The organism is Pseudomonas antarctica (assembly GCF_900624995.1).
GTDB lineage: Bacteria > Pseudomonadota > Gammaproteobacteria > Pseudomonadales > Pseudomonadaceae > Aquipseudomonas > Aquipseudomonas antarctica.
In genome coordinates this window covers 1-7,229 of record NZ_UYXQ01000164.1, presented here as the reverse complement: position 1 = coordinate 7,229, position 7,229 = coordinate 1, and the positions used below count along the sequence as shown (strand labels likewise).

Genomic DNA, 7,229 nt, shown 5'->3' with positions numbered 1-7,229 from the left:
ACTGGCCAGTCGTAGTCGAGCAGTTGTTTGGCGATGGCGTTGTGTTCGTCTTTGGTGCGTGCGCGCAGCAGCCAACCGGTGATAACCGCGCGTTTGCCGAGGATGGTCAGCAGGTCGACCTCATTGGCCTTGGCACCGCCGAGGAAACCCAGCATCACCAAGTGCCCGTCCATGCCCAGGGCCTTGAGGTTGTTGTTGAGGTACGAGGCCCCCATGATGTCGAGGATCACATTCACGCCGTTGCCGCCGGTCTTCTGCGCGATGACCTCGGCGAAGTCCTGTTCGCGATAGTTGATCGGCTCGGCGCCCAGCTTGGCAATGGCTGCGCACTTGTCGGCACTGCCGGCGGTGGCGAATGCCTGGATACCGTACTCGCGGCAGAGCATCAACGCGGTGGTGCCGATACCGCTGGTGCCGCCGTGGACCAGCACGCTTTGGCCGGTGTGAGCGTCGCCAAGGCCGAACAGGTTGGCCCAGACGGTAAAAAAGGTTTCCGGCACGGCGGCGGCTTGAATCCAGTCCATGCCCTCGGGGATCGGCAGTGCCTGGCTGGCAGGTACGCTGCAAAATTGCGCATAACCGCCGCCATTGGTCAGGGCGCAGACTTTGTCGCCCAGTGCGTACTCCTTGACACCGTCACCCAGCGCGACCACTTCACCCGCTACTTCCAGGCCTGGGATCGGGCTCATGCCCGGTTTCATCGGGTACTTGCCGGCGCGCTGCAAGGCATCGGGGCGGTTGACGCCGGCGGCGTGCACACGAATCAGGATCTCGCCTGGGCCTGGCACTGGCACGTCGGCGCGACGGGGTTGCAGGACCTCAGGGCCACCGGGCGCGGTGATTTCGATCAGGGTCATTTCTTTTGGGAGCGACATTTGCGATTACCTGCAGCGATGAGCGTATGAGTTGGGACCGCCTCGGGCGGTCGCCAGTTCAGCAGCATGCTATCGGAGCGCGGCACCTGACAACAGAAGGTCGGCAAAACCCGGCCAGATAAGGACAGGGAGGTTCCGTTGTCAGCGCTTGAGGAACGCCAGCAAGTCGTCGTTCAACTGTGGGGTGTGGGTGGCGGCAAAACCGTGCGGCGCATCCTTGTACACCTTCAACTGTGCGCCCTTGATCATCTCGGCCGCGACTTTGCCGGTGGTTTGGAACAGCACGACCTGATCGCCGTCACCGTCGATCACCAGGGTCGGCACGTTGATCTTGGCCATGTCCGGGCGCCAATCGGTCTCAGAGAATGCAGTGACGCAATCCACGGTGGACTTGAGCGACGCCATCAGGGCGATTTGCAGGGTTTGCGTCAGTACGCCCTGGGCGTAACACCGGACGAAGGGCTTGTACGCCTGTACTCGGTTGAACGGTTCAGCGTCTATATCGGTCCACTGACCTCTACCGTCAGTTCAACAGGTGAACCAAATGGCCAAGACCTACAGCTACGCCGCGCGGGATTCCAAGGATGCACTCAAGCCCTTTACCTTCGAACGCCGCGCGCCAGGGGCCGATGACGTCCAGATCGACATTCTCTATTGCGGCGTGTGCCACTCCGACCTGCACACCGCGCGCAACGAGTGGCACAACACCTTGTATCCCTCGGTGCCGGGCCATGAAATTGTCGGCCGCGTCACCGCCGTCGGTGCCGATGTGAAGACATTCAAGGTCGGTGATTTGGCCGGTGTCGGTTGTATGGTCGACAGCTGCCAGCACTGCGCATCCTGCGCCGAGGGCGAGGAGCAATACTGCGAGAACGGTTTTACCGGCACCTACAACGGCCCGGTCTTCGGCGGCGAAAATACCTTTGGCGGCTATTCAGACAGCATCGTGGTCAAGGCGAAGTTTGTACTGCGTATCTCCCACGATGATTCGAACCTGGCGGCTGTGGCGCCGCTGCTGTGCGCAGGGATTACCACGTACTCGCCCCTGCATCACTGGAAGGTGGGCCCTGGCAAGAAAGTCGGTGTGGTCGGCCTCGGTGGGCTAGGGCACATGGCGGTAAAAATCGCGCATGCCATGGGCGCGCATGTCACGTTATTCACTACCTCGCCGAACAAACGTGAAGATGGGCTGCGTTTGGGGGCTGACCAAGTGGTGGTGTCGAAGAACCCGGACGAAATGGCCAAGGTCGTCAACAGCCTGGACTTCATTCTCAACACCGTCGCGGCGCCGCACGACTTGGATGCGTTTCTCAATCTGCTCAAGCGGGACGGCACCATGACGTTGGTCGGTGCGCCCGACAGCCCGCACCCGTCGCCTTCGGTGTTCAACCTGATTTTCAAGCGCCGCAGCCTGGCGGGTTCGTTGATCGGTGGCATTCAGGAGACCCAGGACATGCTGGATTTCTGCGCCAAGCATAAGATTGTCTCGGACATTGAGATGATCGATATTCAGGGCGTCAACGAGGCGTACGAGCGGATGCTTAAGGGTGATGTGAAGTATCGCTTTGTGATTGATATGGAGAGTTTGAAGAAGGAAAGCCACGCGGCTTAAACGCAATCTCTAAACCACTGAAGATCTAAGGTGGCAGCGGGCTTGCTCGCGAAAGCAGTGTGCCAGTCGATGAATCAGTCTGACTGACACTGCGCTCTCGCGAGCAAACCCGCTCCCACATGGTGTTTCGTGCAGGTCTTCAGGCCGACAAGTGCTCATACAAAATAGTCGCACCCACCAGGATCAACACCACGCCACCCACCCTTTCAGCCCGCTTGCCCACCACTGTCCCCAGCACCCGCCCAAGCATCATGCCGATGGTCACCATGGTCATGGTCGCCAGGCCAATAGCGGCCGAAGCCAGCAGGATATTCACGTCGACAAACGCCAAGCCCACGCCCACCGCCAGCGCATCAATACTGGTGGCAAACGCGGTGACGGCCAGGAGCATGAACGAGTGCTGGGACGGCTTCTCAACCTCGTCATCGTCCACCTTGAGCCCGTTGTAAATCATGTGCAGCCCCAGTGCGACCAGCAGGGTAAAGGCGATCCAATGGTCCCAATCTTGCACCCAGCGGGTGGCCGCATGACCGATCGCCCAGCCGATCATTGGCGTAATGGCTTCGATCACACCAAAGATCAGACCGGCGCGAAGGGCTTGGATAAAACGCGGCTTGTGCAGGCTGGAGCCTTTGCCGATGGCCGCCGCAAAGGCGTCCGTGGACATGGCCAGGGCGAGGGAAATGAGGGAAATGGGGTTCACGGTGAGGCTTCCAGTCGGGCTGTATGAGTCAACGACACAACCACACGCCCGACGTTAGGCATGGATGTGTCGCTGGTCTCACCAACCAAAACGGTGTTCGTACCACGGCAGGTTGCCGAATATGTTGATACGAACGCTTCTGAGCAGGTCAGAAGCCGGTTACTCCCCAACGAAGGGCCACAGCATAGACGATCAATGATGAAAAAACCGTCAACGCCCTTCAAATACCGGTGGATGACGCTCGGCAAATGCCGTTAACCCTTCATCGACGTTCCAACTGGCGCAGGCTTTGCGCCGCAGCTCGGCCATCGGTTGCAGGTCTTCGAGGGTGCGCAATTGCTCTTTCACTGCCTCAATCGCCAGTGGGGCCTTGGGGCGATGCCTTGGGCGTCTTCCAGGGCAGTGGCTTGCAGGGTGTCGCTGGGCGCCGGCCGGTTGATTACGCTGAAGCGTTCGGCACGTTCGGCGTCGAGTTTCTGCGCGCAGAAAAACATTTCCTTGAGCACCTGAATCGGCAAGGTGTTGAAGAACCGCAGCAGGCCGCTGGTGGTGTAGGGTACCCATAAGCCCCTTTGCACCGGGTCGGCATTGTCCCAGGTGAGCAGATTGGAGCCGGTGCACTCGACGGGGGGTTGTAATGGTTGGCTATAACCAGGCGCGCCCGCCGACGAAAATCATCTTCGACACCAGCTCTACGATGTTTTTCACCTCGAGCTTCTTCATCAGTCGCGCCCTGTGCACCTCCACCGTGCGGTGGGAGATTGCCAGGCGTTGGGCGATTTCCTTGGATTTGAGGCCGTTGACGATGTGCATGGCCACTTCCCGCTCCCGTGGCGTCAGGTCCCCGGTGCCTTGGTGGGTGCGGTCCAGGCGTTCGAAGTGCCAGATCATCAGCTTGAAGGGGTCGTTGGGCGTGAGGGTGTAGCCGTGGGATTTGGCCCAGAACACCTCGCGGTTTTTGTGCTGCATGAAGCGTTCGTCGGAGTAGAAGCCGTTCTCGCTCTCCAGCAACCAGTCATGACTGCGCTTGCCGATGGCGTGATAGTCGGCTTGGGACGGATAGATCAGCAGGGTCAGCTGGTTGACCAATTCGTCGCGCGAATAGCCGAACAACTGCAGGAAGGCCTCATTGCAATCGACCATCACACGGTTGCGGGTGACCAGTTGCGGGGCGGGGGAGAGCTGAAACGCCAGGCGTTCGAGATCTTGGAGCTGCTGCGTAAACGCGTTCATTGGGCATCCTGCCTCGTTGCTTTTCTCACCTTGGGCTACTTATCCATGTAAGTAGTTACACGAATTGGCGAGCGCCCGGCGGTGCGTCATTGTAGGTAAATGTCCGCACCAAAAACAGAAGAAATTGATTATGCCAGCTGATTGCGTCTCCATTGTTGCCGCCGGTCATTCGCGTTTTGGTCGCCTTGAAGGCACCACCCTTGAGAATCTGATCGTACAGGTCACTCGCGAAGCCCTGACGGACGCAGCCATTGATGCGTCAGAAATCGACGCGTTGTTCCTTGGCCACTTCAACGCGGGGCTGGTGCCTGACGGTTTCGCCGCGTCCTTGTTGTTGCAGGCTGACCCGGGCCTGCGCTTCAAGCCGGCTACCCGCTGTGAAAACGCCTGCGCGTCCGGCTCGGCGGCGATTCAGGCTGGGGTCCATGCGATTCTTTCCGGCAGCGCCGAACTGGTGTTGGTCGTGGGCGCCGAGAAGATGACCCACACGTCCACCGCCGAGGTCACCCGGGCCCTGGCCGGCGCGGGCTACCAGAACGACCCGGCTGAAGCCGGCTTGAGTTTCCCGCAGTTGTTCGGCCGTGCGGCGCGCCAGTACACCGAGCGCTACCACTGCCCGTTGGGCTCGATGGCGGCCATCGCCACCAAGAACCACTCCAATGCCATGGCCAACCCGTTGGCACAGATGCACCGGGTGATGGATTTTGAGCACTGCAACAATGTGTCCAAGAGCAACCCGTTTGTGGCGGAGTCACTGCGCCTGACCGATTGCTCGTTGATCAGCGACGGCGCCGCCGCGATCATCCTGGCCTCGCCTAAGCGTGCGCGGGCGTTTCGCCGCGATGTGCAGATCTGCTCAATGACGCAAGTCAACGACTGCCTGCCCATCGCCCAGCGCGATATCCTGGCCTTTGAAGGCCCGCAACGGGCGATTCACTCGGCGCTGCGCGGGGCCAATATCACCTTGGCCGACCTGAGTTTCGCCGAGGTGCATGACTGCTTCACCATCGCCGAACTGCTGATCTACGAAGCCATGGGCCTGGCACCCAAAGGTGAGGGCCATCGCGTGCTCGACAGCGGCGTAGTGCGCGCGGGCGGGCGGCTGCCGGTGAACCTTTCCGGAGGGCTCAAGGCCAAGGGGCATCCGGTGGGCGCCACCGGTGTCTCGATGCATGCCTTGGCGTTCCGCCAGTTGACCGGCGAGCCGATCGGCCTGTCGGTGCCTAACCCGGAGTTCGGCCTGGTGTTCAACATGGGCGGCATGGCCGTGGCCAACTACGCCTCGGTCCTGCACGCGCGCCGGAGCTGAGCCATGAACATCGCCAACTGGTTGCATGACACCCAGCGCCGCGACCCGCAGCGCCCGGCATTATTCGAGGGCACGCGGCAAGTAGCCGACTACGCCACCTTTGCCGCCCATGTGCGCCAACGCGCCGCGCACTTGGTAGACCAACACGGCCTGGCGGCAGGTGATACGGTCGCCGTGCTGATGAAGAACAGCTGCGACTATCTGGAGTTGCTCTACGCCATCTGGTGGATGGGGGGAGTGGTCGTGCCGATCAACGCCAAATTGCACCCCGCCGAGGCAGCGTGGATCGCCGATAACGCCGAGGCCCGTTTGATCTTTACTGATGGCGGTCGAGTGTTTTCGGCGTCGCGGGACTTGCCCCAACGCTGCAAGGAACTCGACGGTCACACCCTGCCACCGACCCGTGGCTGGCCGACCTTGGAGCAACCGGTGCCGCGCCAGGATCAGGACCTCGCCTGGCTGTTCTACACCTCCGGTACCACCGGACGTTCCAAGGGCGTGATGCTGTCCCATAGCAACTTGATCGCGATGTCGCTGTGTTACCCCACCGATGTCGACCCGGTCAGCTCCGACGACGCGGCGTTGTATGCCGCGCCGATGTCCCACGGCGCCGGGCTGTATAACTTCATTCACGTGCGCTGCGGCGCGCGGCATGTGGTGCCGGTGTCCGGTGGTTTCGACGCGGCCGAGCTGTTCGGGCTGGCCACCTTGTTGGGGAATGTTTCGCTGTTTGCCGCGCCAACCATGGTCAAGCGCATGGTCGAACAGGCGCGCCGTCAGGGCTATGGCGGCGAAGGCATCAAGACCATCGTCTACGGTGGCGGCCCGATGTACCTCGCGCACTTGTGTGACGCCATTGATGTCTTCGGCCCACGACTGGTGCAGATCTACGGGCAGGGCGAAAGCCCGATGACCATCAGTGTATTGCCCCGCGCGCTGATTGCCGACCGCCAGCGAGCGGGCTGGGCAACCCTGGCCGCCTCGGTCGGCCACGCGCAATCCTGTGTCGAAATCCGCATTCTTGACGCACAGCAGCAGCCGGTGCCCACCGGTGAGCACGGCGAAATTGCCGTGCGCGGCGCCACGGTGATGCACGGCTACTGGCGCAACCCCGAAGCCACGCGCCAGACCTTGGTGGAGGGCTGGCTGTTGACCGGCGATATCGGTTTTCTCGACGCGGCCGGCTACCTGACCCTGACGGATCGTTCCAAGGATGTGATCATTACCGGCGGCAGCAACGTGTATCCGCGTGAAGTCGAGGAAGTACTGGCGCAGCATCCTGAAGTGTTCGAGGTGTGTGTGGTCGGCGAGGCGGATGCGCAGTGGGGCGAGTCGGTGGTGGCGTTTGTGGTGACACGCAGCGGGGATGCGCTCGACGAAACCGAGCTGAGCGCCTGGTTTGTGCAGCGCATGGCGTCGTTCAAAAAACCCAAGAAGTACCTGTTCCGCAGCGAGTTGCCCAAGAACAGCTACGGCAAAATCCTCAAGACCGACTTG

Annotated in this window: 8 protein-coding genes and 1 pseudogene; 3 read left to right on the top strand and 6 right to left on the bottom strand. The window is 61.2% G+C overall.

The annotated features are described in order from the left end of the window. On the bottom strand, window positions 1-875 hold an 875-nt coding region (locus E0F99_RS27910), incomplete at its 3' end, for a zinc-binding dehydrogenase (protein WP_130909056.1). 141 nt (window positions 876-1,016) lie between these two features. Next, window positions 1,017-1,319: pseudogene (locus E0F99_RS27905) on the bottom strand (alpha/beta fold hydrolase); the annotation flags it as partial. Between the two features lie 100 nt (window positions 1,320-1,419). Here E0F99_RS27905 and E0F99_RS27900 point away from each other — a divergent pair. Next, window positions 1,420-2,487, top strand: coding sequence for an NAD(P)-dependent alcohol dehydrogenase (locus tag E0F99_RS27900; protein WP_083358774.1), 1,068 nt, complete (start codon window positions 1,420-1,422; stop codon window positions 2,485-2,487). Between the two features lie 139 nt (window positions 2,488-2,626). Here E0F99_RS27900 and mntP read toward each other — a convergent pair whose 3' ends face one another. The 4 genes from mntP to E0F99_RS27885 all read right to left on the bottom strand — a co-directional run bounded on the left by mntP (window position 2,627) and on the right by E0F99_RS27885 (window position 4,423). After that, window positions 2,627-3,190: a manganese efflux pump MntP gene (mntP, locus tag E0F99_RS27895; RefSeq protein ID WP_083358773.1), complete on the bottom strand. Its 564-nt coding sequence runs from the start codon at window positions 3,188-3,190 to the stop codon at window positions 2,627-2,629. 210 nt (window positions 3,191-3,400) lie between these two features. Continuing rightward, window positions 3,401-3,538, bottom strand: coding sequence for a hypothetical protein (locus E0F99_RS30765; RefSeq protein WP_232000076.1), 138 nt, complete (start codon window positions 3,536-3,538; stop codon window positions 3,401-3,403). Then, window positions 3,535-3,768: a Clp protease/crotonase-like domain-containing protein gene (locus tag E0F99_RS30760; RefSeq protein WP_232000075.1), complete on the bottom strand. Its 234-nt coding sequence runs from the start codon at window positions 3,766-3,768 to the stop codon at window positions 3,535-3,537. Before E0F99_RS30760 ends, E0F99_RS30765 begins: the two co-directional genes overlap by 4 nt. Window positions 3,769-3,835: 67 nt before the next feature. Continuing rightward, entirely contained in the window at window positions 3,836-4,423 is a 588-nt protein-coding gene (locus tag E0F99_RS27885; protein ID WP_083358772.1) for a LuxR C-terminal-related transcriptional regulator, read from the bottom strand. A gap of 130 nt (window positions 4,424-4,553) precedes the next feature. Here E0F99_RS27885 and E0F99_RS27880 point away from each other — a divergent pair, with 130 nt between their 5' ends. Together E0F99_RS27880 and E0F99_RS27875 are read left to right on the top strand one after the other, a co-directional pair. Then, window positions 4,554-5,732 (top strand): acetyl-CoA acetyltransferase, encoded by a 1,179-nt coding sequence (locus E0F99_RS27880; RefSeq protein WP_130909055.1) that lies wholly within the window; start codon window positions 4,554-4,556, stop codon window positions 5,730-5,732. A gap of 3 nt (window positions 5,733-5,735) precedes the next feature. Next, window positions 5,736-7,229, top strand: a 1,494-nt coding sequence (locus E0F99_RS27875; protein WP_130909054.1) for a class I adenylate-forming enzyme family protein, incomplete at its 3' end; no start/stop codon positions are given.